Raw genomic sequence first — 23297 nt, 5'->3', positions numbered from 1 at the left:
CCTGGATGTTTCCCCGTGTCTGTCCGCAAGACCCGATCCGGCTCGACAAAACCGGGGAAATCACCATATAATCAAAGGCTTTCCCGGATCCAGGCCATTTTTTTCGCCCGGGCCATCGGGGAAAGTTGCAGTACCCCAGCAGTCGAAGTACCCCAGAAGTACCCCAGAAGTGGCAAGAGGTCCTCAAGTTTTGCCGCAATGGTGTAGGTCGAACGCTCCCGCCTTCATGGCTTGGGGCGGCGCCAACCGCCTTGCGACAAGCACCTCGCGTCATGTAAATCAACAATAGTGTTCAGTTTAGGGAATCATCATGCCCAAGATGAAAACCAAGAAAAGCGCCGCAAAGCGCTTTCAGGTTCGCGGCAGCGGATCCATCAAGCGTGGTCAGGCGTTCAAGCGTCACATCCTGACCAAGAAGACGACCAAGGCCAAGCGCCAGCTGCGCGGTTCGGCAGCGGTCCATGAATCCAACGTGGCTTCCGTGAAAGCCATGATGCCTTTCGCTTGATCTAAGGGAGATCTACTATGCCTCGCGTCAAACGCGGCGTAACTGCCCGCGCACGTCACAAAAAAGTCATTTCCGCCGCCAAGGGTTACCGTGGCCGCCGCGGTAATGTGTTCCGTATCGCCAAGCAAGCGGTCATGCGCGCTGGCCAATACGCCTACCGCGACCGCCGCAACAAGAAGCGCACGTTCCGCGCGCTGTGGATCACGCGTATCAACGCCGCCGTCCGCGAACATGGCGTCAGCTACAGCGTGTTCATCGCCGGCCTGAAGAAGGCTGCGATCGAACTCGACCGCAAGGTCCTGGCCGATCTGGCCGTGCGCGACAAGGCCGGCTTTGCCGCCATCGTGCAGCAAGCCAAGGCTGCCTTGGCTGCCTGATCGCGCGCTTTAACTCATCGCGCATCGCTGCAAACGGGGCTGTAATGGCCCCGTTTGCGTTTTGAAGGCTGGATTTCATGACTCAATCGGTTGACGACCTGGTTTCCCAGGCGCAAGAACGGTTCGCCGCGGCCACGGACGCCGCCGCGCTCGAAAATGCAAAGGCCCGTTTCCTGGGCAAGGACGGCGCGCTGACGGTCCTGCTCAAGGGGCTGGGCAAGCTCGATCCCGAGCAGAAGCGCGACATGGGCGCCCGGATCAATCAGGCCAAGCAGAAGGTCGAGGAGCTCCTGAACCTGCGCCGCGCCGCCTTGGTGCAAGCGGAACTCGATGCCCGCCTGGCGTCCGAAACCATTGACGTATCGTTGCCGGGCCGTGGTCGCGTGCCGGGCGGCATCCATCCGGTCATCCGGACCTGGGAGCGCGTCGAAGAGATCTTCCGCTCCATCGGCTTCGACGTGGCGGACGGCCCCGAAGTCGAAAACGACTGGACCAATTTCACCGCGCTGAACAACCCGCTGGACCATCCGGCGCGTTCCATGCAGGACACGTTCTACGTCGACATGAAAGACGCCGACGGCCTGCCGCTGCTGCTGCGCACGCACACCAGCCCCATGCAGGTGCGATACGCCCGCATGCACAAGCCGCCCATCAAGGTCATCGCGCCGGGGCGCACCTACCGCGTCGACAGCGACGCCACGCACTCGCCCATGTTCCACCAGGTGGAAGGGCTCTGGATTGCCGAGGACATCTCGTTCGCCGACCTGAAGGGCGTGTACACCGATTTCCTGCGTTGCTTCTTCGAGAGCGACGATCTCGTCGTGCGTTTCCGCCCGTCGTTCTTCCCGTTCACCGAACCGTCGGCCGAAATCGACATGATGTTCACGTCGGGCCCGAACCGCGGCCGCTGGCTGGAGATCTCCGGCTCGGGCCAGGTGCACCCGCAGGTGGTGCGCAACTTCGGCCTGGACCCTGAACGTTATATCGGCTTTGCCTTCGGCTCCGGACTCGAGCGCCTGACGATGCTGCGTTACGGCGTCAACGACCTGCGCCAGTTCTACGAAGGCGATTTGCGCTTCCTGCGCCAGTTCAACGAATAACAGACGGCTAGATCATGCAATTTCCCGAATCCTGGCTGCGTACGCTGGTCAATCCTCCGATCGCAACCGACGAACTCGCGCACCGGCTCACCATGGCCGGCCTGGAAGTCGAAGACACCGTGCCGGCCGCGCCCGCGTTCACGGGCGTGGTGGTCGCGCACATCGTCGAGATCGCCCCGCACCCCGACGCAGACAAGCTGCGCGTCTGCCAAGTCGATGACGGCTCCGGCGCGCTGTTGCAGATCGTCTGCGGCGCGCCCAACGCGGCCGCCGGCCTGAAGGTGCCGCTGGCCCGCGTCGGCGCGGAACTGCCCGGCGGCATGAAGATCGGCGTGGCCAAGATGCGCGGCGTGCAATCGTCGGGCATGCTGTGCTCGGCGCGCGAACTGGGCCTGTCGCAAGATCACGCCGGCCTGCTGGAACTGCCGGCCGAGATGGCGCCGGGCCAGTCGATCCGCGAAGCGCTGGACCTGGACGACACGCTCTTCACGCTGAAGATGACGCCCAACCGCGCCGACTGCCTGTCGATCCTGGGCGTGGCGCGCGAAGTCGCCGCGCTGACCGGCGCGCCGTTGTCGGTGCCCACCGCCAAGGCCGTGCCCGTGACGCTGGACGAGCTGCGTCCCGTCAAGATCGAGGCGCCCGACCTGTGCGGCCGCTTTGGCGGCCGCGTGATCCGTGGCGTGAACGCCCGCGCGCAGACCCCCGAGTGGATGAAGACGCGCCTGGAGCGCGCCGGCCAGCGCTCGGTGTCGGCGCTGGTGGACATCTCCAACTACGTCATGCTGGAACTGGGCCGCCCCTCGCACGTGTTCGACCTGGACAAGATCCACGGCGACCTGTCGGTGCGCTGGGCGCGCGAAGGCGAGACGCTCGAACTGCTGAACGGCCAGACCGTCACGCTGGATTCGAAGGTCGGCGTGGTGGTGGCCGGCGATCAAGTCGAAAGCCTGGCCGGCATCATGGGCGGCGAGGCCACCGCGGTCACGCTCGACACGCAGAACATCTACCTGGAAGCCGCGTTCTGGTGGCCGCAATCGCTGGCCGGCCGCGCGCGCCGCTTCAAGTTCAGCTCCGAAGCCAGCCATCGCGGCGAGCGCGGCGTGGACTTCGCCACGATCCCGCAGCACATCGAATTCATCACGCGCCTGATCGTCGACATCTGCGGCGGCCAGGTCGGTCCGCTGGACGACCAGATCGTCAACCTGCCCAAGCGCGAGCCGGTGCGCATGCGCCTGGCGCGCTGCCACCGCGTGCTGGGCGTGCCCGTCACGCAAGCCGAGGTCGCCAGGATCTTCGGCAGCCTGGGCCTGGAATTCACGCTCGACGGCGAAGACTTCATCGTCACGCCGCCGTCGTACCGCTTCGACCTCGAAATCGAGGAAGACCTGATCGAGGAAGTGGCCCGCATCTACGGCTTCGAGAACATTCCCACGGTGCCGCCGATGGCGCGCGCCAAGATGTTCTCGCAGCCCGAAGTGCGCCGCGGCCCGCACGCGCTGCGCCGCCTGGCCGCCGCGCAGGACTACCAGGAAGTCGTCAACTACAGCTTCGTCGAAGCCGAGTGGGAACGCGACTACGCCGGCAACGACACGCCGGTCAAGCTGGTCAACCCGATCGCCAGCCACCTGTCGGTGATGCGGTCGAGCCTGATCGCCGGCCTGGTGGCCAACATCCGCCACAACGCCAACCGCAAGCAGACGCGCGTGCGCCTGTTCGAACTGGGCCGCGTGTTCGCGCGCGACGACGCCGCCCAGGACGGTCCGCTGGAAGTCGCCGGCGTGCGCCAGCCGCTCAAGCTGGCCGGCGCCGCCTGGGGCCCGTCGGTGGAAGAGCAGTGGGGCGCGCCCGCGCGCCAGGTCGATTTCTACGACGTGAAGATGGACGTCGAGGCGCTGTTCGGCGCCCGTGGCGCCCGTCTGCGCTTCGAAGCCGCGGCCCATCCCGCGCTGCACCCGGGCCGCAGCGCCCGTGTCACGCTGGACGGCAAGCAGGTCGGCTGGATCGGTGAACTGCACCCGCGCTGGGCGCAGCAGGCCGACCTGGCGCACGCGCCGGTGGTGTTCGAGCTGGACGTGGATGCCCTGTCCGAAGGCGAGCTGCCGCAGGTGCGCGAGCTGTCGCGCCAGCCGGTGGTGGTGCGCGACCTGGCCCTGTGGGTCGATGCGCCCGTGACCGCGCAATCCATGCTGGACACGGTGGCGGCGACGGTCAAGGCCGATCCGCAGCTGGCCGTGGTGCAGGACGTGCGCCTGTTCGACGTCTGGCGCGAAAAGGTCCAGGGCGACCAGCCCGTGGCCGAGAAAAGTCTTGCGTTCCGTTTCTGGCTACAGGACACTGAGGTCACACTGGACGAAGCCCGGGTGGCCGATTGCCTGGCGCGCATCAAAGACGCTTTGGTCAGTGCCCACGGCGCGCGCCAGCGCGCTTGAACCATGGGGAACAGTATGCTTGCCGAGCCGCGTACCCTGACCAAGGCCGAGCTGGCCGAGCTGCTCTTTGAGCGGGTCGGCCTGAACAAGCGCGAAGCCAAGGACATCGTCGATACGTTCTTCGAGGAAATCCGCGATGCCTTGGCGCGCGGAGACTCCGTCAAGCTTTCGGGCTTCGGAAATTTCCAGGTGCGCGACAAGCCGCCGCGTCCGGGGCGCAACCCCAAGACCGGCGAGACCATCCCCATCGCCGCACGCCGCGTGGTCACGTTCCACGCGAGTCAGAAACTCAAGAGCGTGGTGGAGCAGGCCACTCCCGCAGCGCCAGATGCCGAGGAGTGATACGCTTTGTCGGTAATTGTTATCGGCACTCGACGCATCGCGGCATAGAATTCTCTTATGACACGTACCGAATCCACCGTTACCTTACCGCCCATTCCCGCCAAGCGTTACTTCACCATCGGTGAGGTCAGCGAGCTGTGCGGCGTCAAGCCGCACGTGCTGCGGTACTGGGAACAGGAGTTCACGCAGCTCAAGCCGGTCAAGCGGCGCGGCAATCGTCGCTACTACCAGCATCACGAAGTGCTGCTGATCCGCCGCATCCGTTCGCTGCTGTACGAGCAAGGCTTCACCATCAGCGGCGCGCGCAACCGCCTGGGCGATGCGCGCGACACGCCGCACGACCAGGACGCCGCGGTGCGCCTGACTGGCGCCGAGATGCAAGCCCTGCGCAACGAGCTGGGCAATGTGTCGACGATGCTGAGCGAAGCCCTGGGCTCGCCGGCGCCGGCAGCCGGCGGCAACGCGGTGAGCGCCAGCGCCGCGGCCTGAGCGGCGCACGGTTCAAGCGCAGTTCAACATTCAGTACCTTGCGTGCCATGCGCGAGCCTTGCATGAAAGCGGTGCAGGCATCACGCGGGGCACGCAAATTTTTTTGAGTATTCGGCACTTTTTTTGCACCAATGCGTGCAAACAATTTTTAGGTCTGCTATACTCTTTTTCTTTCGGGGCGTAGCGCAGCCTGGTAGCGCACTTGCATGGGGTGCAAGGGGTCGCGAGTTCGAATCCCGCCGTCCCGACCAGCAATACCCTAAGGGGGTTAGTGATGAAAATCACTAACCCCCTTTCTCATTTCCGGGCGCACATCTTCCGGGCGCACATCGCATGCGATGTGCCGATGGCGTCTTCAGCTCAGAACCTGAACCCGCTGATGTACTCCCCGCACGAGTTGTAGCTGATCTTCCCATTCGTCTTCATGTCGTAGCGCAGCACGGTGCCGGCCTTGTCGGTGTAGAAGATCACCGCGCAGTCGGTGTATTCGGGCACGTAGGCGCTGTAGGACCCATACGTCGTGCCCATCGGGCCGTTGGTGGAATAGCCGCGGCCTTCGTAGTGGCCCGGATGGTAGCCATACACATACGTGTAGCTCGTGGTCTGGTCATCGACCTTGTTCACGAACGGCTTGGCGCCGGTCTCGGGCGGCCAGGCGGGCAGCATTTCATTGATGTTCTTGCCGACCTGCGCATCGAGCTTGTTGCGCGTGGGCGAGTAGACGGACAGGCCCATGCAGGCGGACAGCGTGAGCGGCAGGATGACGGCGGGAGCAATGCGGCAGATGCTTTTTAGCATTTGGTGGCCTCAGTTGGTGCGCATCGGGTGCGCGAGTATAGCCACCAGTTCTTCGGTTTGAGAAGGCAGAACGGGCCCCGGCAAGGATTGGTTTCAACCGTCAGAAAAACTTCAGAAAACCGTCAGACAACCGCACACGTTTCTCCTTGCTTGTCCATGTTCCAAGACCGTCGGGCGCTGACGGTGTTGGCGATCTTGTCCGCGAAAAAGAAGACTGGCTGTTGCTGGACGAGAGCCGAAGAAGCTCTGGGTAGGGCTCGGGCAGAGGGCGGAATTGGCGTGTTGATCTTGTAAGAGGTTGCTGGATCGGCAGGTTGGACGTAGGCGCGTTAATATCGGTGCAGGCTCCAGGCGTGTTGTTTGCGCTGTTCTTTCTCTGAAACGATGGAATGGCTTCAACTTCGTGCCGGCTCGATCCGCGTGCCCTTTTACCGCCTATCGTCTAGAACCATGAACCAGAAATTAAAAGCGTTGCTTGATGCTTTCCCAGTTCCTCATGACATCGCCGACGAGTGCCAGAAACTGAACACCGCGCAGCAACGGGCGTTGGCCAATTTCTTGCATTACGAAATCGAGGGAGGGGATGGATTTCTCTTGCGCGATAAGTCCGAGATGGATTTCTACCAGTTCAATCACGGGTTGAACGAGTTGGTCGCCAGGATACTGGCGCTTCGTTATCCGATGCCTGAATTGCCCGAGTTGTCGCCGATCTTTGGCGAATTGGGAACGCTTGCCGAAGCGGTAAAAACGCTGCGTACGCACGGCTACCTCGTTGCCGATAGAAAACTGCCGGTATCCACGCTGGCAGCAGTCAGAGACGAGATTGGCAAATTTAGTTTCTATGAGAAGAGGCCCGGCGCTACGCTGCGCAGTGGCGAGGAGTTGTATGCGCTCGGCGCTAGCGGGGAACGTCTGGAAAGTGGCACCTTCTGGCTCAGGGATCTGGACCAGGCAACACATAGTGAATTGCTGGGCAGTCTTGCCTTCGACCCTTATATTCTGGCGATGGTGACTCAATATTTCGGCTGCACGCCAGTGCATGTGCAGACCAATACCTGGCTATCTTTCGCGGGAAAAGGCGACAAGAGCCAGCTGTCTTCCAGCGCACAGCTCTATCATCAGGACAAGGAGTTCACCAAGTTTCTCAAGGTCTTCATATATCTCACGGATGTCGGTGCCGATAACGGGCCCCATTGCTACGTGGACGGCAGCCATATTGACGAACTCTTCACCCGCGGCGTACCGTTCTCGACACGACTGACTGATGATGAGGTGCTCAAGTACTTCGATGCGAACCGTCTGAAGTCCGTGACGGGACCAGCAGGTACGATCATCTTTGGCGATACCAGCGCAGTACACAAGGGGTTGCCGGTAACGGGTGGATATCGCTGCATTCTGCAATTTGAGTATGCTGCTTCGCTCTACATGTCGCCCATCGAACCATTCCCGGACTTACCGGTTGCGCGGCTTGAAGCCATCCGGCAGCGGGACATATCGACTCGCCTGGTACAGAATTACGATAGCGCGGCACGCGACCGCTACCGTGGCTTTGCGAATACCAGCAAGTCTGCCAGCATCATGGATCGTGTCCGTTCCCGCATTCAGCAGCAGATCGTCATGCCTTGGAAACTTCGCAGACTCAAACGAGTAGCCTAATCCTGCTAGTGGCGTGCATGCGCGATCAGTCGATCACTTCCGCGCAGGCATCGGTCGGCGCGGCGGCGACGCCGCCCACCACCGGCACGATCTTGATGACCGCGGACGTGACGCGGCAGGGCGCGGCGGCGAGGCCGCAGCCCGTACAGGGCAGGCAGAGCAGGGAAATCAGCAACCACTTCATGGGATTCGTCGGCGAGGGATTGGCGCTGCGGGCGGGGCCGCGTCGCAATGCCTGGATTCTGCGCCGCGGGCCGGTCATGAATAGTGGGGAATTGAGCGGCGAATGTAATGACGTTTGCGCGAGGGCGCTCAGGATGTAACGCGGCCGGGCAATACGAGTGAAGGTGATGGTCACGCCATCCTCATCATGCTCAACCCCGCCGTGAACGCTCAGCCTATCGAGCGTTCCGCCCTTTCAGCGTTCCGCCCTTTCAGCGTTCCGCCTTTTCAGCGTTCCGCCTTTTCAGCGTTCCGCCTTTTCAGCTTGCATCCGCCATCGGCGACGCCGCTCACAGCGGCGCCTGGCCGCGCTGGCGGTACACGCGCGCCAGGCTGGCGAAGAACGACAGGGCGGCGATGCCGCAGGCCAGGGCGAAGACGTAGCGCGAGAAATGCCCCGAGGAGGCGCCGGCTTCCTTGCCGACCAGGGCGATCACCACGGCCACCAGCGCCGCGCCCAGCGATTGGCCCGTGGTGCGCGCGGTCGACAGGACGCCGGAGGCGGTGGCGGTGCGGTTCCTGGCGGCGTTGGCGAACATCTCCTTGTTGTTGGGCGGCAGGAAGAAGCCGTAGCCCATCCCGCACAGCGCCACGCGCCACAGGAAATCGCCGGTGCCCGGATCGGCGGGCAGCAGCACGAGTGAGCCGAGTCCCAGGCAGAAGGTGAAGACGCCGATGCTGGAGACCTGCGTGGCGTTGAGGCGGTTCGCGAGCCTCCCGGCGAACGGCGCGCAGACGGCGACCGCGATGGGCCACGGCGTGAAGACCAGCGCGGATTGCAGGGCGGTGTAGCCGTAGGCGTCCTGCAGCACGAACGGCAGCGCGACCAGCGCGATGCCTTGCGAGATGAACATGGTCAGGGACGTCAGCACCGCGAAGGAGTAGCGGCGCGACTTGAAGATGTCCAGGGGCAGCAGCGGATGCCGCGCACGGGTCTGGCCGAAGGCGAACAGGGCGATCAGCGCCAGCGCTGCGCCAGCGAGCAGCAGCACGGTGCGGTTATCCCAGCGGCCGATCTGGTCGACGGCCAGCGCCAGCAGGCCGAATCCGGCGGCGGAGGTGATCGCGCCGGGCAGGTCGAAGCCGCGTTCCCGGTACGTGTCCCGGCCCAGCGCGTGGTAGCAGCAGGCGATCGCGGCCAGGCCGAGCGGCAGGTTGATGTAGAACAGCCAGGGCCAGGAGGCATAGGAGACGATGAGCCCGCCCAGTGTCGGGCCGAGCGCCGTGCCGACGGCGAATACCAGGGCATTCAGGCCGAACACGGTGCCCAGTGAGGCGGCCGGGAAGATGACCCGGTACAGGCCGTAGCCGACGCTGATGAGCACGGCGTAGCTGATGCCCTGGAGCACGCGCAGCGCCACCAGCGCGTGGAAGCTGGACGCCAGTGCGCAGCCGAGCGATGCGAGCGTGAACAGCACCAGTCCGAGCGTGTAGAAGCGCCGTTCGCCGATCCTGGAGCCGAGCGATGCGCAGATGAGCATGGTGGCCGCGCTGGCCACCTGGTAGCCGTTCGCCACCCAGATGACGGCGGCCGCGCTGACGTCGAGATCGGTGGCGATGGTCGGCAGGGCGATGTTGACGATGGAGCTGTCCAGCGCCGACATGAATACGCCGATCAGGATGGCGGCCGCGGCGAAATAGCGCCTGGGGAGCTCGAAGCCTGCATCATCGGCGTCATGGGTCATGTCGGTGGCGGCGGGGCTAGCGTGAGGGTGAGGCGGGCGCGCCGGCCGGACAGGATGCCAGGGCCGCCAGCGATTTCAGGATGAGAGCGGTGACGCCCCAGATGTCGTGCTGTTGTCCGGCCCAGTACCAGGCGCCGGCGCGCTCGCCGTCCGCGTATTGCCTTGGCAGGTCCGGGTCCAGCAGCGCCGAGAAGGGGAACTCGAAGATCTCGTCGACCTCGGCGGGCGACGCCTGCCACGCGGCGGCGGGCGAGGCCAGGCCGATGACGGGGAAGATGGCGTGATTGCGCTTGCGCGTCTTGTGCAGCGGCAGGCAGCCCACCAGCTCGACGGCGCCGGGATCGAGCAGGATCTCTTCGCAGGCCTCGCGCAGGGCGGTGGCGCCGACGCTGCCATCGATGTCCTCGGGCCGTCCGCCGGGAAAGCTGACGTGGGAGGAGTATTCCTTCAGGCCCGATGCGCGCCGCGTGAGCAGGATCGTGGGGTCGCTGCGCGGCACGATGGCGACCAGCACGGCGGAGAATTTCCATTGTCCGTCGTTGTCGGGAAAGTGCAGTCTGGCGGCGGGCCAATCGGTGGCGGCGGGAATCTCCTGGGCCCGCACGCCGCGCAGGATCGTGTCCAGGATGGCTTGCCGGGGTGCGATGATGGCTGGCGGTCGCGTCGCGCCGTCATCGCTGTCCTGGGGTTCCATGTCGCGCTCCTTGCCGGGGTGGGATGTCCGCGCTTCGATTGAGGGTGTGGAACGTCCGGGTCTGGATCAGCTGCGCGCCCGCAGCCTGGCGGCCGCCGACAGCGCGAGTTGCAGGACCACGGCGATGCACAGCGCCGCCAGCATCGAGTCCAGCACCATGTTGTCCCACAGCCGCGGCGGGCCGACGCGGAACTGGATGGTGTCGAACACCATGCCGGCGGTGAAGCCGGTGGCGGCGATGCCGCGCCAGCCGCGCAGCGGCACGCAGCGCAGCGCCAGCAGCACGGCGAGGGTCAGGATCCACAGGCGCGGTTCCAGGACCTGGGTGAGAAAGTAAGCCAACGAGGCGTCTCCGGATGGGCGGGATGTGTCGCGACGGGGCCGGGCACAAAGCGGTAGTTTTAACCCAATCCGGCCGCTTTGGGCGGGGCGGCGGCGATCCTGGCCTGCAGCGCGATGCGGTTGCCTTCGCTGTCGCGGATCTCGGCCACCTGCCAATCGCCCGCCGGGGTCTTGGGGAACAATATGGCGCCGCCGAGGGCGGCGGCGCGGCGCAGCGCCGCGTCGATGTCGGGCACGGCGAAGTAGACCACGGCGCCGGCCTCGGTCGGCAGGTAGACGGGGCCTTCGGCCAGGGCGCCGCTGGCGCCGTCGCGGCCTTCCTGGAACGGGAAATAGGCCATCCTGCTGTCGTGCAGGTCGACGATGCCGTCGAACGCGATGCCGAAGACTTCGCCATAGAAATGCATGGCGCGCTCGAGGTTGGCGGCGGGGATTTCCACGTGCGATATCAGGTTCATGGGGCGGACAGCGGGGATGCGAGGGGCGGACCGCGTTGACGCGCGGGGCGGGTTGTGGGATTGTCCCAGGCCGTCGCCGCACTGCCTAGGGCCTGCGCGCCCTTCTGGAGGGAGTGCAGGCCCCGGCGCCGGATCGACATCCGCTTTCCCTTCCACCCTCATGGAGTCTTCATGGTTACCTGCTATCTGCGTTACGTCATCGACCCCAGCCGCCTCAAGGAATTCGAAGCCTACGGCAAGATGTGGATTCCGCTGGTGGAGAAGTTCGGCGGCACGCACCATGGCTATTTTCTGCCGTCCGAGGGCGCCAACAATATCGCGCTGGCCTTGTTCACGTTCCCCAGCCTGGCCGAGTACGAGCGCTATCGCCAGCAGTCGATGCAGGACGCGCAATGCCAGGCGGCGTTCAAGTACGCCGAGGACACGCGCTGCATCCTGAGCTACGAGCGCAGTTTCTTCCGCCCCGTGTTCGACTGAGCGCTGCGCGGCGCGTGGCCGGCCCGGTCCGGCCGCGCGCCTGTTATGCCCGGATTTCGGCGGCTCTGTGTCTGTCGCGCAAGGCGGGCGGCGCGGATAATTTTCCGCGTCCGCCATCCCTTTGAAGGAACCCGCATGCGCTACCGCTACGTCACCGCCGATGTCTTCACCGAACATGCCTACCAGGGCAATCCGCTGGCGGTGGTGCTGGAGGCCGAGGGCCTCGACACCGGGCAGATGCAGCGCATCGCCCGCGAATTCAATTATTCCGAAACCAGCTTCGTGCTGCCGGCGCGCGATGCCGCGCACACGGCCTGGGTGCGCATCTTCACGCCCGACCGCGAGGTGCCATTCGCCGGCCACCCGAACGTGGGCACGGCGGTGGTGCTGGCGCGCGAGATGATCGCGGCCGGCCAGCCGGCGCCGGCGCGCTTCGTGTTCGAGGAGGAGGCGGGCCTGGTGCGCATCGACCTGCGGTATGGCGAGGACGGCCGCCTGCTGGGCGCCGAACTGGCCGCGCCGCAGCCGTTGACGCGCGCCAGCCAGGTGACGGCCGAGGCCGCGGCGCGCGCCTTGAGCCTGGCGCCCGGCGATATCCTGCTGTCCGAGCATGCGCCGCAGGTGGTGTCGGTGGGCCTGATCTTCCTGGTGGTGCAACTGGCCAGCCGCGATGCGCTGCGCCGCGCGCGGCCGGATCCGGCGGGCTATGCCGCATTGCTGCCGCTGGACGGCGCCCGGTCCATCTACGCCTACACCACCGATTGCGGCGCCGAGACGCCGCTGGGACCGATCGACATCCAGGCGCGCATGTTCACCGGCCGCATGACCGAGGATCCCGCCACCGGCAGCGCGACCGGCGCCGCCACGGCATTGCGGGCGGCCCTGCGCGGCGCGGGTGAGTTGCGCCTGCGGGTGGCGCAGGGCGTCGACATGGGCCGGGCCAGCCTGCTGCTGGCGCATGCCGAGGTCCGCGCGGACGGTGTATGGGCCGGGGTGGCGGGGCAGGCGGTGGTGGTGATGGAAGGCTCGCTGCCGGCGCCCGCCACGGCCTGAGCGGCCGCTTGTCGCGGCGGGTCGGGGTCGTGTATGCTGCCCGCCATGAACCGCATTCTCATCGCCCCGCCGGCCGCGCCGGCCCGGGCAGACAACCGACGAATCACTCGACGCCTGCGTTGAGTGGCAAGCCGTGTTCGAACGCCGGATCCCCGGTGTTCCCTCCAGAAGGCCACGATACCCCTCGTGGCCTTTTTGTTTGCGCGGCATGCGCGCTTTGCTTTCCAGCCATCGAGGCGTAGCGCCCGGCCTTCGTTTTTCCTTCAAGAGGAACGAAGCATGAAGCATCCCGAACTGGCCATCCGGTCTTTTCATCCGGCGGACGAAGCCGCCATCATCCAGCTGTGGACCGACTGCGGGCTGACGCGCCCCTGGAACGATCCGCGCAAGGACGTGGCGCGCAAGCTGACCGTGCAGTCCGACCTGTTCCTGGTGGGCGAGGCGGACGGCGCCATCGTCGGCACCCTGATGGGCGGCTATGACGGCCATCGCGGCTGGGTCAATTACCTGGCGGTGTCGCCGGCGCATCAGCGCCGCGGCTATGCGTCGGCGTTGATGCGGGCGCTGGAACGCAAGTTCCTGGAGATGGGCTGCCCCAAGATCAACCTGCTGATCCGTTCCGGCAACCTGGCGGTCAAGGACTTCTATGCCAGCCTGGGGTTCCAGCAGGACGAGGTGATCAGCCTGGGCAAGCGCCTGATTCCCGATCTGTGAGCCGGGCGGTGTCTAATGAGCGCCTTCGATTCTTTTCCGATAACGGGTTTTCATGACGACACCAGACGAACAATTGCTGGAAGCGGCGACGGCCGGCGACGCACCGGGCGTGGCGCAGGCGCTGGCGCTTGGCGCGACGGTGGACGCGCGCAATGCGTTCGGCGCCACGCCGCTGTTCTGCGCGGCGACCGCCGGCGCGGCCGAGGCGGCGCGCCTGCTGCTGGCGCAGGGTGCGGACACGGCCTGCCGGGCGGGACATGGATTGACCGCATTGCATCAGGCCGCGGGCTGGGAGCGCCTGGAGCTGGTGGCCGTGCTGCTCGAGGCGGGGGCGCACGTGGACGCCGCGTCCGACGATGGCGGCACGCCCTTGATGGCGGCCGCGGCGCGCGGCAATGCCGCCATCGCCGCGTTGCTGCTGGCGCATGGCGCCGAGGCCGACCGCCGCGACGAGGAAGGCTGGAACGCCTGGGCCTGGGCCATCGAAAAGGGCGCGCAGGACGTGGCGGACCTGCTGGAGGAGGCGGGCGCCGAGCCGGCGTTCCCCGAGGCGTAGAGCCCGTCGCCCCGCGCGCTCAGTCGACGCCGGGCGGCAGGCGCCACGCCGGCGGAAGATGGGCGAACTGGCCCCAGGATGTCCAGGGTTGTCCGGCCGCGTCCCGCGGTCGGGTCCACAGTCCCCATTCGGGCGGATCGGGAAAGCCATGCCAGAGCCGTTGGGTCAGCACCCAATGCTCGTCCTGCACGGCGGCATGGCAGACGGCTTCGGCCGAGCGCAGTTGATCCGCGGTCAGGCCGAACAGTCCCTCGGCCGGCAGGTCGCCGAACGGGATGCTTTGCCAGCCGACGGCCACCATCCCGCGGACATGGAAACCCTGCCGCTGGATGTCAGCGGCGGCGTCGTCCAGGTCCCAGGGATGGGGCTCCCACATTTACATCGGCTCGGTCAGGTACACCGCTTCCCGGCCGACGATGGGCATGCGGGTCGGCATGAAGATGGTGCAGTTGTCGCAAGGCGAGCGGATTTCCTCGCCGGCGTTGATGGCGATGAGCTCGCCCTGGTTGAAGACCTCGAAGCCCAGCAGCGGCCGCGTGAAGGTGAAGTCCTCGGACTTGACCATGTGCACCTCGAGCAGCCGGAACGGCTGCGCGGGCGCCGCCGGCGCGCTGTTGGCCGGGGCGTCGATCAGGCCCAGGTGCGCCAGGAAGCGCAGCGTGACGTCGGTGGCGAGCGTTGCGGCCGATTGCGCGAAGTGCTGGCCGCATTCGACCACCAGCGCGCCGCCGCTGTTCGAGGCGGGATCGCCATGGCGGCCGTAGTTCAGCACGCCGGTGCCGGGGAAGCGGCCGGCCGGCATCACCAGTTGCACCGCGGGGGCGCCGACGGCGGCGGCCAGCGCGGTGTTGCGGTCCATCTCGGGATAGACCCAGAATGGCTGCACCGGCGCCCGCGTCGAATGGATATCGAGCACGTAGTCGGCCGCGTCCAGCACCGGCCGCAGTTCGCGCGCGCGCCGCAGTTCCGGGCTCTGCTCGCTGCCGTCGAGCCATTCGGGCGACCAGATGCGGTTCAGGTTGTGGACCAGCTGGCGGTTTTCGTAGGGGTTGTCGATGTCGAAGGCGTTGTAGGCCTCCATGTTGGCGAAGCTGACGGTGAGCGTGCCGATCTTGGGGCGCACGCCCGTATCGAGCAGGTGCGTGGCCGCCACCATGCCGCAGATCTCGTTGCCGTGCGTCAGGGCGTTGACCAGCACGTGCGGACCGGGCTTGCCGGATTCGAAGCGGTGCACGTAGTCGATGCCGGTGTTGCCCTGGCGATAGGCGGAAAGATCGCGCGGCAGGACTTCGAGCGGCGCGGTGTCGGGGGCGAAAGCGGGGTGGGTCATGTGGGGGTTCCTATTCCGGACGGATGCCGGCGCGGTCGATCAGGTCTTTATACAAGGCCAGGCGCTGCGACATCATGTCGGTGAATTGTTGGGGCGTCTGCAGTTCGGGCGGCAGCGCGCCGCTCTTTTCCAGGGACTGCACGGTGCCGTCCTGGCGCGCGGCGGTCTGCACCGCGTCCAGCAGTTTCCGGGTGATCTCGGGCGGGGTGCCGGCCGGAGCGGCGAGGCCGATCCACGACATCGCGTTCAGCACCGGATAGCCGAGCTCGGCGAAGGTGGGAATGTCGGGCAAGGCTTCCTGGCGCGTGGGCGCGGCCACGGCCAGCGCGCGCATTTTGCCGCTCTGGATGTGCGGCAGGAAGGGCGCGAGGTTGTCCAGCGCGAACTGGGCCTCGTTGGCCAGCAACGCATTCAGCAGCGGCGCGCCGCCGCGGTAGGGCACGTGCACCGCGCGCAGTTGCAGGGTGTGCTTGAGCAGCTCGGCGTTCAACTGGCCCATGCTGCCGACCCCGGCGGTGGCGAAGTGGACATCGTCCGGATGCGCCTTCAGGTAGGCGACGAATTCCGCGAAGTCCTTGACGGGCAGGGCGGCGCTGGTGACCAGCACGTTGGGCGTGCGCGCCAGCTGCGAGATGGAAGTGAAATCCTTGATCGGGTCATAGCCCAGGTTGGGATGCATCAGCGGGTTGGCCAGATGCGAGCTTTGCGACGACGCGACCAGGGTGTAGCCATCGGGTTTGGCGCGCGCCACGCGCTGGCTGCCGATCGCGCCGCCAGCGCCGTCGCGGTTCTCGACCACCACGGTCACGCCCAGGATCTTGCCCAGCACTTCGGCGTAGAGGCGGCCGACCAGGTCGACCGAGCCGCCGGCCGGGAACGGCACGACCAGGGAGATGGGGCGCGACGGATAGGCGTCGGCGCGCGCGGACAGCGGCAGCAGGGCGGCGGCCATGCCCGCGATGAGCAGATTGCGGCGGGCGGGCGATGCGGCCTCGGAGGGGTGCTTCATGACGCTCTCTTGTGGTGACGGACAGTTCGGTCTATTCTGCAACGGGCGTTGCAGAACGAAATATAGTCTGCAATGAACGTTGTTGAATTTGGGGTTATCACCTAGGGCCCGCGCGAGGCTGCCTTGGGTGTGAACCGGCCCTGGGACCTTGCCATCATGAATCTGCATCAACGCATCGCCGCCTACGACCGGAAACTGACCAAGACCGAACAGCGCCTGGTCGAGGACATGCAGGCGCGCTACCCGCAGGGCCTGCTCGAATCCGCGACGGCATTGGCGCGCCGGGTCGGCACCAGCGCGTCGACCGTGGTGCGCCTGCTGGCCAAGCTCGGCTACGACAGCTATGCCCAGGCGCAGATGCAGGCGCGCGCCGAACTCACGGCGCTGCTGGCCTCGCCGGGCGAGCGCGCCGACGCCGTCAGCGTCGACAATCCCTCGGCGCAGGCCTGCCTGCGCAATGCGCTGCTGCACGACCAGCACAACCTGGAGACGACCTTTGCCGCGATCGACGTGGCGGCGTTCGAGGCGGCGGTGCGGCTGCTGACGCAGCGCCGCGCGCGCGTGCACGTGCTGGGCCTGCGCCAGGCGGCGCCGCTGGCCAATCACATGGCGCTGTATCTCAACCTGTGCCTGCCCGACGTCAAGGCGATGGCGGCGTCGGGGCCGTTGTTCCTGGAAGACCAGTTGCTCTGGCTGCAACCGCACGACGTGCTGCTGGCGTTCACCTTCCGGCGCTATTCGGTGGCGGCGGCCAATGCCGTCAAGGTGTTCCGCGAGCGCGGCGGCAAGGTGGTGCTGATCACCGATTCCGCGGCCGCGCCCGCGGCCGCGCAGGCACACCACGTGCTGCTGGCTCGCACGTCGAGCGCATCGCCGTTCGATTCCCATGTGGCGGCGCTGTCGATCTGCAATGCGTTGCTGGCCGCGGTGGCGCTGCGCCGTAAAAAGGAACTGGCCGCGACGCTGGAGCGCGGCGAGGCCTTGTGGGATTCGCAGTGGATTCATCCGCCGGCGCGCTGACGCGCCGCGCATCGCGTGCCGCGCGCCGGTTTGCGCGCAAGTCCTGAAATGCCTGGAATCACCCCGAATTCACGGGGTTTTCGTGTTTGTCCAGGTGCCTTCGCACCAGTCCATCTAGTACGCCATAACCCCTTGAAAACAAGGCTTTTCAAGCCAAATTATTTTTTTTATATTGCGGCCGGGTAGAGCAGATTCAGGAGCACAGGAATGAACCCGTGGCCGCAACGTCACATCGACGGCTTCGAAGTGATGTGTGAAGTGGTCAGTCTCGATGCCGGGGTGCTGGCGATAGAAATCAGCGTGTCGCGGCCCGGCGAGGCGCACTTCCAGCAGCGTTGGTCCCTGCCGCGTTTCGTGACCTTCGTGGATGCCGGCGTTGCCCGGCGGCACGCTGAACTGGTGTTGTCCGGCATCGTGTCGGTCGACCCGGCGACGGGCGAGCCGCGCTACGGCATTCTCTGAAAAATGCGAGTATCGCGACGGGATGTCGATTCGCTTGCAGCCAGGTATCGAGACGCGGCCGGCCATACCAAATGTTGCCGCCGGCGGCAGGCCGGAAATGCGCTGGATTGCATCGCGCGTGGCGCCCGGCGCGAAAGCCGGGTCGGGCGTGATGTAGGTTTTGTTTCGTTTATCACATCATGTGCCTTGCGCGGCGGCCGCGTCCCGGTACAGTGGATAACGGATGACAACAAAAAAGGAGAGTTCCATGTTCGACACTTTTCCTCTTTTCCGCCGCGCCGGCATGGCCGCCGCGACAATCGGCGTGGCCGGCTTGTTGTTTGCCGGTTGCACCACCACGTCGCCGCAATCGAGCGCCTCGGCGTCAGAGCAGCGGCAGTCCATCAATAGCGCGGCCAACGCCTCGCTGGGCAAGCTCTATCAAGCCTCGCCTCAATCCAAGGAGCTGGTGGCGCGCGCCAAGGGCGTGCTGATCTTCCCCGATGTGCTCAGCGGCAGCTTCTTCATCGGTGCTGAACACGGCAAGGGCGTGCTGCGGGTGAACGGCGCCAATGCCGGCTACTACAGCACCACGGCCGGCTCGATCGGCTTCCAGGCGGGCGCGCAGTCCAAGGCGATGTTCGTGCTGTTCATGACGGACGAGGCCCTGAACAAGTTCCGCAACAGCAATGGCTGGACGGTGGGCGCTGACGCCACGGTGGCGGTGGTGAACATCGGCGCCAACGGCCGCATCGACACCAACACCGCGCAGCAGCCGGTGGTGGGCTTCGTGCTCAACAACGGCGGCCTGATGGCGGGCGTGTCGCTGGAAGGCACCAAGATCGCGAAGATCGATATGTAGGGATCATCCGGACCCGGGCCATCGCGTCCCGGGTCTTGCCGATGCCTGGCGCAATGAAAAACGCCGCGGTGCGAGCCGCGGCGTTTTTTTGTCCGGGTTGGCGCGTCAGCGCAGGATGTCGTCGCCGTGATTGCGCACCGCGCTCTCGCGTTCGATTTCGGCGGCTTCGATCTTCGGATCCAGGCCGCGCCACCGCAGGATGCGGCCGCGTTCCTCGGCGGGTTCCCAACCCAGGATGCCGTAGCGCGTGATTTCGGTTTCGCCGGTGTCGAACGCCACTTCGAAGTAGCCCTGACGATCGGGTAGCGTGCTGCCGGGGAACCATTCGGTTTCAGGCATGGTGTGCTCCTTGCTAAGCGATGGAGGGACGCCGGCGCCGGCCGGAACCGGCGGCGGACGTTTTCATTTTGGGCTGGCCGGCGCGATCCCGCAAGCGCCATCAACCGAGCGGCACCGCCGTGGTGTAGAGCACCTGCTTGAGGGCGAAGCTGGAGCGGATGCTGGCCACGCCGGGAATGCGCGTGATGTGTTCGACGATCAGCCGTTCGAGCGCATCGACGTCGGGCACCAGAGCGCGGATCAGGTAGTCGGCGTCGCCCGACATCAGATAGCACTCCATGATTTCCGGCAGCACGGCGATTTCGCGTTCGAACACGTCGAGCGCGGCCTTGCGCTGCTTGTCCAGCGAGATCTGGATGAACACGTTGACCTTCAGGCCGAGCTTGCGGGCGTTCAGCAGCGTGACGCGGCGGTCGATCAGGCCTTCGGTTTCCAGCCGCCGCACCCGCGCCAGGCAGGGCGAGGCCGACAGATTCACGCGCGCGGCCAGCTCGACATTGGTGAGGCGCGCGTCGCGCTGGAGTTCGTTGAGGATACGGATGTCGGTGGCATCCAGGTTGATATCCGGCATAAGCGACCTGTAATTGTGGAGAGAACCATGCACTTGTGCTGAGTATGCATGGTATGGCGGCAAATTGAGGTGAAATATGCTGGGGTTTACCCTATAGACTGTTTCTTTCTTTGGCGAATTGGCCAAAGCACGGAATATTCAAGCGGTAGACGCGGTAGCAATGAGTCAGCAGAGTACGTTGCGCAAGTTCTTGCCCCTGGCCGGGGCGGTCATGATCTGGGGCGGCAATTGGCCCGTCATGAAGCTGGGCCTGGCGCACATGAGCCCGTTGTGGCTGGCGGCCAGCCGGTTCGGCTCGGCCGCGTTGATCAGCGCGGTGGTGCTGGGCTTGCTGGGACGGTTGCGGTTGCCGACGCGCCAGGAATGGCCGCTGGTGGCGGGCGTGGCCCTCTTGCAGATGGGGGCGTTCACCGCGCTGGCGTTGTGGGCGTTGCAGTACGTGGCGCCGGGTCGCGCGTCGGTGATCGCCTACGCCACGTCGATCTGGGTCATTCCGCTGTCGTCGCTGGTGCTCAAGGAACGGCTGTCGCCGGCGCAGTGGCTGGCCACCGCGCTCAGCTACGCGGGCATCGGCGTGATCGTGGCGCCGGCCTTCAGCCCGTGGCAGGCGCATACCGTCATCGGCCTGGTGATGCTGCTGGGCGCCTCGTTCGCCTGGGCCTGCAACATCATCCAGCTGCGCGGCAATCGCCACGTGCGCCTGGGCGCCGACATGATTCCGTGGCAGACCGCGATCGCCACCGTGCCGCTGGTCGCGCTGGCCTGGCTGCGCGACGGCGCGCCGGCATTCCTGGCGGTGCCCGACGCCTGGCCGGTGATCCTGTATACCGGTCCGCTGGCCACGGCGCTGACCTTCATCGTGGTGCTGGGCATGACGCAGAAACTGCCGCCGGTGGCGACCTCGATCGCGATGCTGTGCGTGCCGGTCATCGGCCTGATCGTGTCGTCGCTGGTGTTCCATGAGCGCCTCTCGCCGGACCTGACGCTGGGCCTGGGATTGATCGCGCTGAGCGTGGCCGCGTCGGCCGCGGCGGCGCGGGTGAAGCGTCCCCTGGCGCTGCGGCCGTCGTAAGGGCGGCGTGCTATCGTTGCAGTATTGAACTGAGAGTCACGCATGGCATTGCATCGTTTCGAAAAAGGCGAACTGGGACATTGGCTGCGCATCGTTGCCGATAATTCGGAACCGGGCGCCGTCCAGACCACCGTGCCCGCGCACGTGGCCGAAGCCTTGCAGACGTTGCGCTGTATCGATCCCGGCCCCGACGGCGCCTGGCGGATCACCGAAAAGGGCAAGCTGGCGCTGCGCATGGAAGAACCCGGCGCCATCCATCTGCGTTGATCCCGATTTCCACTGCAGGTTTGTGACGGCGGTTTACGCGTCACGAATTAGTGCATTTCTTGCGAATGTCTGCATGCGGCGCGGTATGCGCGGCGGCTCATCCCGATGGGCTACGGGAATCTCCTGAGACGGTTTGTTCGATTTGGCAGCGTCCGGACGTATCGCCAGCCGCATGTCGCCGGTAAGATGAACTTGCGTGACGGATTCAGGTCTATTCATTGCGCGGGAATTCTGCACCCGCTACGTCACGCGTGGTTCACGCGTTTAGGTAACCGACTGGGAGGTAGCACATGCAGCATCGTGACCAGGAAGTACTGATCGACGTTTCCACAGCGGCCATGGATACCGGCGGATATGGCGTACTGCTGACGGTAACGGCTGAGGGCGGCACCGAGGTGGATGCCGCGTTTTCCCACTTGGGCAACTGCGCTTCGTTGGACGAAGCACGCGATCGCGCGGAAATATTCGCGCAGAACTGGGTCGAGGAAAACATCTTCCGCTAGGCGCATCCGCGCTTGAAGGAAGCTGAACGGCTGTACCGGTCTGTGTGCGCATGACGCTCAGAATGGCGTTCCAGAGATGGCGGCGGAAATTTCGGTTATCGTCGCTGCTTCAAAACAAATGGCTCTCATCGGGCCTGCGTCATTCCAAGATGACTGCCGCACAGACCAACTCCGCGCTGGCGGAGCACATCAAGGCTTTTCACGAGCATTTCGACTCTGTCATCCTGCCCATGTGGATGGGGCGGGGCTTCAATGACGCCCTGGGTCTGCCTTTCGAATCCCTGGATGCCGCCACTGGCGAGCCGCTGCCGGCCGAGCGCTATCGCGCCATGGCTTGCGCGCGCCAGCTGTATGTCTACGCCGGCGCGCCGGGCGCCGCCGCGGGCGCGCACGCCGACCGCTTGTTCGCCTCGTTGTGCCGCGTGTTCCGCGACGAGGAGCATGGCGGCTGGCGCTACAGCGTGGACGCCGAGGGCCGGCCGCTCGATCCGACCCAGGACCTGTATACCCATGCCTTCATCGTGTTCGCCTGCGCCGCGTATTTCCGCCGCTCGCGCAACGCGCAGGCGCGCAAGCTGCTGCTGGCCACGGCCGAGACCATCGAGTCGCGCTTCAGGATGGCCGACGGGCGTTATCACGCCGTGCTGAGCCAGGACTGGAGCGAGGCGCTGCGCGGCCCCGCGCAGAATCCGATGATGCACCTGACCGAGGCGTACCTGGCCGCGGCCCAGGTGGCCGAACCGGCGTTGTTCGCGACTCGCCTGCGCGGCCTGGCTCAGGTCATGAGCCAGGTGTTCCTGAGCGCGCCGACGCAATGCATCGCCGAATTGCCGCAGGGCGAGCCGGGCAACCGCATCGAGCCGGGCCATCAGTTCGAATGGCTGTCGCTGGTGCGCGAATCGGCCGAGGTGTTCGACGGGCTGGATCTGACGGAGTCGCTGCCGCGCGGGGTGCACTGGGCCCGCGGCCATGGGGTGGATGCGGGCGGCGTGCTGGCCGCGCTGGACGAGCATGGCGCGGTGCTGGATGACACCCGCCGGATCTGGGCGCAGACCGAGTACCTGCGCGTGCTGGCGGTGCTGGGCGACCTGCCGGCCTTGAACCAGGCGCTGGCGGGCTTCCGCGCCCGTTTCCTGCACCCGGGCGGCTGGCACGAATGCCTGGACCGGGACGGGGCGGTGGCGCGGGCGGACATGCCGTCGACCTCGCCTTACCATCTGGCAACCTGCCTGGCGGCCTTGCCGGCCGTTGTTTAATTGCGCCGTTAACAATTTTTGTCTAACGGGGGACAGATTTAATAGAAAAACATTGGTGAAATCCCTTACAATTTGGTTACCAAGTTAGTGGGGAAGCATCAATGAGCGTTATGTGCTTGGCTTGCCAACGCATCAACCCCGGGTTGGCGGGTGTGGCACCACACTCGCACCTGGGGCATCAGGGATTCACCAACCCGACTCAGAAGGGCCGCGAGGAAAGCCGCGAGGACCATTTCCGCTGCCTGAATTGCGGCGCCAAATGGCTGCGCGAGACGGACAAGTGGGGCGTGGACCTGGGATTCAAACTGGCGCCCTGAAGCGCCGCAACACGCCGGCCGAGAGGCCGCAAATCGCCTGTCATGATCGGGCCCCATATCGGGGCCCGTTTTGTTTTGTAACGTATGGTCGTGGTTTCAGGCTGGCGACGGGGCGCGGGCGTCTGGATCCCGTTCGGTGGTGTCGAGAAGCCACTGGCGGAAACAGGCCAGGGCGTAATGGTCGCGCCGCTGCGGCGGGGCGCACAGGTGATAGCCGCGCGCGATGGCGATGCGCAGGTCGGGGAAGGGGGCGGCCACGCGGCCGGCCTGCAGGTCGTCCTGCACCAGGCAGCGCTGCAGCACCGCGATGCCCATGTCGGCCATGACGGCGCGCACCAGGATGCTGACCTGGTCGAAACCGCTGGCCAGCGCGAGTTTGTCGCGGCACACGCCGGCGGCCTCGAACC

Annotated in this window: 31 protein-coding genes and 1 tRNA gene; 20 read left to right on the top strand and 12 right to left on the bottom strand. The window is 65.8% G+C overall.

Annotated features, from left to right (window positions below; translation table 11 throughout):
* The first annotated feature begins 310 nt into the window (after positions 1 to 310).
* The 7 genes from rpmI (at position 311) to AOZ53_RS06320 (ending at position 5499) form a co-directional block, all read left to right on the top strand.
* Positions 311 to 508, top strand: a complete 198-nt coding sequence (rpmI, locus tag AOZ53_RS06350) for a 50S ribosomal protein L35 (RefSeq protein ID WP_006394064.1) — start codon at positions 311 to 313, stop codon at positions 506 to 508.
* Between the two features lie 17 nt (positions 509 to 525).
* Complete coding sequence (gene rplT, locus AOZ53_RS06345; RefSeq protein WP_006387998.1) at positions 526 to 885, top strand: 50S ribosomal protein L20; 360 nt, start codon at positions 526 to 528, stop codon at positions 883 to 885.
* Between the two features lie 77 nt (positions 886 to 962).
* Positions 963 to 1985, top strand: a complete 1023-nt coding sequence (gene pheS / locus AOZ53_RS06340) for a phenylalanine--tRNA ligase subunit alpha (protein WP_054432353.1) — start codon at positions 963 to 965, stop codon at positions 1983 to 1985.
* 14 nt (positions 1986 to 1999) lie between these two features.
* Positions 2000 to 4417, top strand: a complete 2418-nt coding sequence (pheT, locus tag AOZ53_RS06335) for a phenylalanine--tRNA ligase subunit beta (RefSeq protein WP_054487290.1) — start codon at positions 2000 to 2002, stop codon at positions 4415 to 4417.
* Positions 4418 to 4420: 3 nt separating this feature from the next.
* On the top strand, positions 4421 to 4759 hold the full coding sequence (locus AOZ53_RS06330) for an integration host factor subunit alpha (protein ID WP_006388001.1): 339 nt from the start codon (positions 4421 to 4423) through the stop codon (positions 4757 to 4759).
* A 57-nt stretch (positions 4760 to 4816) separates the two neighbouring features.
* Positions 4817 to 5248: a MerR family transcriptional regulator gene (locus AOZ53_RS06325; protein ID WP_054487289.1), complete on the top strand. Its 432-nt coding sequence runs from the start codon at positions 4817 to 4819 to the stop codon at positions 5246 to 5248.
* A 174-nt stretch (positions 5249 to 5422) separates the two neighbouring features.
* Positions 5423 to 5499 (top strand) — tRNA-Pro (locus AOZ53_RS06320).
* Positions 5500 to 5608: 109 nt separating this feature from the next.
* Here AOZ53_RS06320 and AOZ53_RS06315 read toward each other — a convergent pair.
* Complete coding sequence (locus AOZ53_RS06315; protein ID WP_049051322.1) at positions 5609 to 6046, bottom strand: hypothetical protein; 438 nt, start codon at positions 6044 to 6046, stop codon at positions 5609 to 5611.
* Positions 6047 to 6496: 450 nt separating this feature from the next.
* Between AOZ53_RS06315 and AOZ53_RS06310 the strand changes: the two genes are divergently transcribed.
* Positions 6497 to 7702, top strand: a complete 1206-nt coding sequence (locus AOZ53_RS06310) for a phytanoyl-CoA dioxygenase family protein (RefSeq protein ID WP_197286453.1) — start codon at positions 6497 to 6499, stop codon at positions 7700 to 7702.
* Between the two features lie 25 nt (positions 7703 to 7727).
* Here the strand turns inward: AOZ53_RS06310 and AOZ53_RS06305 are convergent, their stop codons facing one another.
* The 5 genes from AOZ53_RS06305 to AOZ53_RS06285 all read right to left on the bottom strand — a co-directional run bounded on the left by AOZ53_RS06305 (position 7728) and on the right by AOZ53_RS06285 (position 11103).
* Complete coding sequence (locus AOZ53_RS06305; RefSeq protein ID WP_054432349.1) at positions 7728 to 7886, bottom strand: DUF6726 family protein; 159 nt, start codon at positions 7884 to 7886, stop codon at positions 7728 to 7730.
* A 328-nt stretch (positions 7887 to 8214) separates the two neighbouring features.
* Positions 8215 to 9609 (bottom strand): MFS transporter, encoded by a 1395-nt coding sequence (locus AOZ53_RS06300; protein WP_054432348.1) that lies wholly within the window; start codon positions 9607 to 9609, stop codon positions 8215 to 8217.
* Positions 9610 to 9625: 16 nt separating this feature from the next.
* Entirely contained in the window at positions 9626 to 10303 is a 678-nt protein-coding gene (locus tag AOZ53_RS06295; protein ID WP_054474760.1) for an NUDIX hydrolase, read from the bottom strand.
* Positions 10304 to 10369: 66 nt separating this feature from the next.
* A complete protein-coding gene (locus AOZ53_RS06290; protein ID WP_054432346.1) occupies positions 10370 to 10645 on the bottom strand; it encodes a hypothetical protein in 276 nt (91 codons plus the stop codon).
* A 59-nt stretch (positions 10646 to 10704) separates the two neighbouring features.
* On the bottom strand, positions 10705 to 11103 hold the full coding sequence (locus AOZ53_RS06285) for a VOC family protein (RefSeq protein ID WP_054432345.1): 399 nt from the start codon (positions 11101 to 11103) through the stop codon (positions 10705 to 10707).
* Between the two features lie 171 nt (positions 11104 to 11274).
* Here AOZ53_RS06285 and AOZ53_RS06280 point away from each other — a divergent pair, with 171 nt between their 5' ends.
* The 4 genes from AOZ53_RS06280 (at position 11275) to AOZ53_RS35190 (ending at position 13903) form a co-directional block, all read left to right on the top strand.
* Entirely contained in the window at positions 11275 to 11580 is a 306-nt protein-coding gene (locus tag AOZ53_RS06280) for an NIPSNAP family protein (RefSeq protein WP_006388009.1), read from the top strand.
* Between the two features lie 135 nt (positions 11581 to 11715).
* A complete protein-coding gene (locus AOZ53_RS06275; RefSeq protein ID WP_054487284.1) occupies positions 11716 to 12633 on the top strand; it encodes a PhzF family phenazine biosynthesis protein in 918 nt (305 codons plus the stop codon).
* Between the two features lie 279 nt (positions 12634 to 12912).
* Positions 12913 to 13347 (top strand): GNAT family acetyltransferase, encoded by a 435-nt coding sequence (locus tag AOZ53_RS06270; RefSeq protein WP_006388011.1) that lies wholly within the window; start codon positions 12913 to 12915, stop codon positions 13345 to 13347.
* 52 nt (positions 13348 to 13399) lie between these two features.
* Positions 13400 to 13903, top strand: coding sequence for an ankyrin repeat domain-containing protein (locus AOZ53_RS35190; protein WP_054487282.1), 504 nt, complete (start codon positions 13400 to 13402; stop codon positions 13901 to 13903).
* A gap of 19 nt (positions 13904 to 13922) precedes the next feature.
* On the opposite strand, the gene AOZ53_RS06260 is transcribed toward AOZ53_RS35190, so the two are convergent.
* Genes AOZ53_RS06260 through AOZ53_RS06250 form a run of 3 tightly spaced genes read right to left on the bottom strand, consistent with a single transcriptional unit; the run spans position 13923 to position 16242 of the window.
* Positions 13923 to 14279 carry a hypothetical protein gene (locus AOZ53_RS06260; RefSeq protein WP_054432341.1) on the bottom strand — a complete coding sequence of 119 codons (357 nt, stop codon included), beginning with the start codon at positions 14277 to 14279 and terminating at the stop codon, positions 13923 to 13925.
* Positions 14280 to 15233 carry a M14 family metallopeptidase gene (locus AOZ53_RS06255; RefSeq protein ID WP_054432340.1) on the bottom strand — a complete coding sequence of 318 codons (954 nt, stop codon included), beginning with the start codon at positions 15231 to 15233 and terminating at the stop codon, positions 14280 to 14282. It abuts the gene before it with no gap.
* A gap of 10 nt (positions 15234 to 15243) precedes the next feature.
* The gene (locus tag AOZ53_RS06250) at positions 15244 to 16242 is read right to left on the bottom strand and encodes a Bug family tripartite tricarboxylate transporter substrate binding protein (RefSeq protein WP_054474758.1); all 999 of its coding nucleotides are present in this window, start codon (positions 16240 to 16242) and stop codon (positions 15244 to 15246) included.
* A 156-nt stretch (positions 16243 to 16398) separates the two neighbouring features.
* Between AOZ53_RS06250 and AOZ53_RS06245 the strand changes: the two genes are divergently transcribed.
* The 3 genes from AOZ53_RS06245 (at position 16399) to AOZ53_RS06235 (ending at position 18565) form a co-directional block, all read left to right on the top strand.
* Positions 16399 to 17262 carry a MurR/RpiR family transcriptional regulator gene (locus AOZ53_RS06245; protein ID WP_054432338.1) on the top strand — a complete coding sequence of 288 codons (864 nt, stop codon included), beginning with the start codon at positions 16399 to 16401 and terminating at the stop codon, positions 17260 to 17262.
* Positions 17263 to 17469: 207 nt separating this feature from the next.
* Positions 17470 to 17724 (top strand): hypothetical protein, encoded by a 255-nt coding sequence (locus AOZ53_RS06240; protein ID WP_054432337.1) that lies wholly within the window; start codon positions 17470 to 17472, stop codon positions 17722 to 17724.
* A gap of 247 nt (positions 17725 to 17971) precedes the next feature.
* Positions 17972 to 18565 (top strand): BPSL1445 family SYLF domain-containing lipoprotein, encoded by a 594-nt coding sequence (locus AOZ53_RS06235; RefSeq protein WP_054432336.1) that lies wholly within the window; start codon positions 17972 to 17974, stop codon positions 18563 to 18565.
* A 105-nt stretch (positions 18566 to 18670) separates the two neighbouring features.
* Here AOZ53_RS06235 and AOZ53_RS06230 read toward each other — a convergent pair whose 3' ends face one another.
* Entirely contained in the window at positions 18671 to 18904 is a 234-nt protein-coding gene (locus tag AOZ53_RS06230) for a hypothetical protein (protein WP_054432335.1), read from the bottom strand.
* 100 nt (positions 18905 to 19004) lie between these two features.
* Positions 19005 to 19475, bottom strand: coding sequence for an Lrp/AsnC family transcriptional regulator (locus AOZ53_RS06225; RefSeq protein WP_006388018.1), 471 nt, complete (start codon positions 19473 to 19475; stop codon positions 19005 to 19007).
* A gap of 160 nt (positions 19476 to 19635) precedes the next feature.
* Between AOZ53_RS06225 and AOZ53_RS06220 the strand changes: the two genes are divergently transcribed.
* The 5 genes from AOZ53_RS06220 to AOZ53_RS06200 all read left to right on the top strand — a co-directional run bounded on the left by AOZ53_RS06220 (position 19636) and on the right by AOZ53_RS06200 (position 22890).
* Complete coding sequence (locus tag AOZ53_RS06220; RefSeq protein ID WP_054487280.1) at positions 19636 to 20547, top strand: DMT family transporter; 912 nt, start codon at positions 19636 to 19638, stop codon at positions 20545 to 20547.
* Positions 20548 to 20589: 42 nt separating this feature from the next.
* Entirely contained in the window at positions 20590 to 20814 is a 225-nt protein-coding gene (locus AOZ53_RS06215) for a hypothetical protein (RefSeq protein ID WP_006394087.1), read from the top strand.
* A 290-nt stretch (positions 20815 to 21104) separates the two neighbouring features.
* Entirely contained in the window at positions 21105 to 21317 is a 213-nt protein-coding gene (locus tag AOZ53_RS06210) for a hypothetical protein (protein WP_006218759.1), read from the top strand.
* Positions 21318 to 21466: 149 nt separating this feature from the next.
* Positions 21467 to 22573, top strand: coding sequence for an AGE family epimerase/isomerase (locus tag AOZ53_RS06205; protein ID WP_054432333.1), 1107 nt, complete (start codon positions 21467 to 21469; stop codon positions 22571 to 22573).
* A 101-nt stretch (positions 22574 to 22674) separates the two neighbouring features.
* Entirely contained in the window at positions 22675 to 22890 is a 216-nt protein-coding gene (locus tag AOZ53_RS06200) for a hypothetical protein (RefSeq protein WP_006388022.1), read from the top strand.
* 96 nt (positions 22891 to 22986) lie between these two features.
* Here AOZ53_RS06200 and AOZ53_RS06195 read toward each other — a convergent pair.
* A partial coding sequence (locus AOZ53_RS06195; protein ID WP_231690577.1) for a LysR substrate-binding domain-containing protein occupies positions 22987 to 23297 on the bottom strand: 311 nt, incomplete at its 5' end.

The sequence above is a fragment of the Achromobacter sp. 2789STDY5608621 genome, from assembly GCF_001299375.1.
GTDB lineage: Bacteria > Pseudomonadota > Gammaproteobacteria > Burkholderiales > Burkholderiaceae_B > Achromobacter > Achromobacter insuavis.
This window is presented reverse-complemented; position numbering and strand designations above follow the sequence as displayed.

Bases quoted from the DNA above. Each gene is read 5' to 3' on its own strand.
- rpmI (WP_006394064.1), top strand. From the start codon at position 311: ATGCCCAAGATGAAAACCAAGAAAAGCGCCGCAAAGCGCTTTCAGGTT.
- rplT (WP_006387998.1), top strand. From the start codon at position 526: ATGCCTCGCGTCAAACGCGGCGTAACTGCCCGCGCACGTCACAAAAAA.
- pheS (WP_054432353.1), top strand. From the start codon at position 963: ATGACTCAATCGGTTGACGACCTGGTTTCCCAGGCGCAAGAACGGTTC.
- pheT (WP_054487290.1), top strand. From the start codon at position 2,000: ATGCAATTTCCCGAATCCTGGCTGCGTACGCTGGTCAATCCTCCGATC.
- AOZ53_RS06330 (WP_006388001.1), top strand. From the start codon at position 4,421: ATGGGGAACAGTATGCTTGCCGAGCCGCGTACCCTGACCAAGGCCGAG.
- AOZ53_RS06325 (WP_054487289.1), top strand. From the start codon at position 4,817: ATGACACGTACCGAATCCACCGTTACCTTACCGCCCATTCCCGCCAAG.
- AOZ53_RS06315 (WP_049051322.1), bottom strand. From the start codon at position 6,046: ATGCTAAAAAGCATCTGCCGCATTGCTCCCGCCGTCATCCTGCCGCTC.
- AOZ53_RS06310 (WP_197286453.1), top strand. From the start codon at position 6,497: ATGAACCAGAAATTAAAAGCGTTGCTTGATGCTTTCCCAGTTCCTCAT.
- AOZ53_RS06305 (WP_054432349.1), bottom strand. From the start codon at position 7,886: ATGAAGTGGTTGCTGATTTCCCTGCTCTGCCTGCCCTGTACGGGCTGC.
- AOZ53_RS06300 (WP_054432348.1), bottom strand. From the start codon at position 9,609: ATGACCCATGACGCCGATGATGCAGGCTTCGAGCTCCCCAGGCGCTAT.
- AOZ53_RS06295 (WP_054474760.1), bottom strand. From the start codon at position 10,303: ATGGAACCCCAGGACAGCGATGACGGCGCGACGCGACCGCCAGCCATC.
- AOZ53_RS06285 (WP_054432345.1), bottom strand. From the start codon at position 11,103: ATGAACCTGATATCGCACGTGGAAATCCCCGCCGCCAACCTCGAGCGC.
- AOZ53_RS06280 (WP_006388009.1), top strand. From the start codon at position 11,275: ATGGTTACCTGCTATCTGCGTTACGTCATCGACCCCAGCCGCCTCAAG.
- AOZ53_RS06275 (WP_054487284.1), top strand. From the start codon at position 11,716: ATGCGCTACCGCTACGTCACCGCCGATGTCTTCACCGAACATGCCTAC.
- AOZ53_RS06270 (WP_006388011.1), top strand. From the start codon at position 12,913: ATGAAGCATCCCGAACTGGCCATCCGGTCTTTTCATCCGGCGGACGAA.
- AOZ53_RS35190 (WP_054487282.1), top strand. From the start codon at position 13,400: ATGACGACACCAGACGAACAATTGCTGGAAGCGGCGACGGCCGGCGAC.
- AOZ53_RS06260 (WP_054432341.1), bottom strand. From the start codon at position 14,279: ATGTGGGAGCCCCATCCCTGGGACCTGGACGACGCCGCCGCTGACATC.
- AOZ53_RS06255 (WP_054432340.1), bottom strand. From the start codon at position 15,233: ATGACCCACCCCGCTTTCGCCCCCGACACCGCGCCGCTCGAAGTCCTG.
- AOZ53_RS06250 (WP_054474758.1), bottom strand. From the start codon at position 16,242: ATGAAGCACCCCTCCGAGGCCGCATCGCCCGCCCGCCGCAATCTGCTC.
- AOZ53_RS06245 (WP_054432338.1), top strand. From the start codon at position 16,399: ATGAATCTGCATCAACGCATCGCCGCCTACGACCGGAAACTGACCAAG.
- AOZ53_RS06240 (WP_054432337.1), top strand. From the start codon at position 17,470: ATGAACCCGTGGCCGCAACGTCACATCGACGGCTTCGAAGTGATGTGT.
- AOZ53_RS06235 (WP_054432336.1), top strand. From the start codon at position 17,972: ATGTTCGACACTTTTCCTCTTTTCCGCCGCGCCGGCATGGCCGCCGCG.
- AOZ53_RS06230 (WP_054432335.1), bottom strand. From the start codon at position 18,904: ATGCCTGAAACCGAATGGTTCCCCGGCAGCACGCTACCCGATCGTCAG.
- AOZ53_RS06225 (WP_006388018.1), bottom strand. From the start codon at position 19,475: ATGCCGGATATCAACCTGGATGCCACCGACATCCGTATCCTCAACGAA.
- AOZ53_RS06220 (WP_054487280.1), top strand. From the start codon at position 19,636: ATGAGTCAGCAGAGTACGTTGCGCAAGTTCTTGCCCCTGGCCGGGGCG.
- AOZ53_RS06215 (WP_006394087.1), top strand. From the start codon at position 20,590: ATGGCATTGCATCGTTTCGAAAAAGGCGAACTGGGACATTGGCTGCGC.
- AOZ53_RS06210 (WP_006218759.1), top strand. From the start codon at position 21,105: ATGCAGCATCGTGACCAGGAAGTACTGATCGACGTTTCCACAGCGGCC.
- AOZ53_RS06205 (WP_054432333.1), top strand. From the start codon at position 21,467: ATGACTGCCGCACAGACCAACTCCGCGCTGGCGGAGCACATCAAGGCT.
- AOZ53_RS06200 (WP_006388022.1), top strand. From the start codon at position 22,675: ATGAGCGTTATGTGCTTGGCTTGCCAACGCATCAACCCCGGGTTGGCG.